Here is a 1,070-nt window from a genome sequence, read left to right on the forward strand (position 1 = left end):
CTGCTCGCCGCGATGAACGCGGAAGAACAACGTCAGGAAGATCACATCGAGCTGATCGCCTCCGAGAACTACACCAGCAAGCGCGTGATGCAGGCCCAGGGCAGCGGCTTGACCAACAAGTACGCCGAAGGCTATCCGGGCAAGCGCTACTACGGCGGTTGCGAGCACGTCGACAAGGTCGAGGCCCTGGCCATCGCCCGCGCCAAGGAGCTGTTCGGCGCCGATTACGCCAACGTCCAGCCGCACTCCGGTTCCCAGGCCAACAGCGCCGTTTACCTGGCCCTGCTGCAGGCCGGCGACACCATTCTCGGCATGAGCCTGGCCCACGGCGGCCACCTGACCCACGGGGCCAAGGTGTCGTCCTCCGGCAAGCTGTACAACGCCGTGCAGTATGGCCTGAACCCGGCCACTGGCCTGATCGACTACGACGAAGTGGAGCGCTTGGCCGTCGAGCACAAGCCGAAGATGATCGTCGCCGGCTTCTCCGCCTACTCCAAGACCCTCGACTTCCCGCGCTTCCGCACCATCGCCGACAAGGTCGGTGCGCTGCTGTTCGTCGACATGGCCCACGTGGCCGGCCTGGTCGCGGCCGGTCTGTACCCGAACCCGATTCCCTTCGCCGACGTGGTCACCACCACCACTCACAAGACCCTGCGCGGTCCGCGTGGCGGCCTGATCCTGGCCAAGGCCAACGAAGAGATCGAGAAGAAGCTCAACGCCGCAGTGTTCCCCGGCGCCCAGGGTGGCCCGCTGATGCACGTGATCGCCGCCAAGGCGGTGTGCTTCAAGGAAGCGCTGGAGCCGGGCTTCAAGGAGTACCAGGCGCAGGTCATCAAGAACGCCCAGGCGATGGCCAAGGTGTTCATCGAGCGTGGTTACGACGTTGTCTCCGGCGGCACCGACAACCACCTGTTCCTGGTCAGCCTGATCAAGCAAGGCCTGACCGGCAAGGATGCCGACGCCGCCCTCGGCCGCGCCGGCATCACGGTGAACAAGAACGCCGTGCCGAACGACCCGCAGTCGCCGTTCGTCACCTCCGGCATCCGCATCGGCACGCCGGCGATCACCAC

Annotated in this window: 1 protein-coding gene; it reads left to right on the plus strand. The window is 65.8% G+C overall.

The window, feature by feature from the left end:
- Positions 1-1,070 (plus strand): serine hydroxymethyltransferase (gene glyA, locus BZL41_RS07310; protein WP_256578098.1); only part of this gene is annotated, 1,070 nt, incomplete at both ends.

This window comes from Pseudomonas sp. PIC25, from assembly GCF_002286785.1.
Classification (GTDB): domain Bacteria; phylum Pseudomonadota; class Gammaproteobacteria; order Pseudomonadales; family Pseudomonadaceae; genus Pseudomonas_M.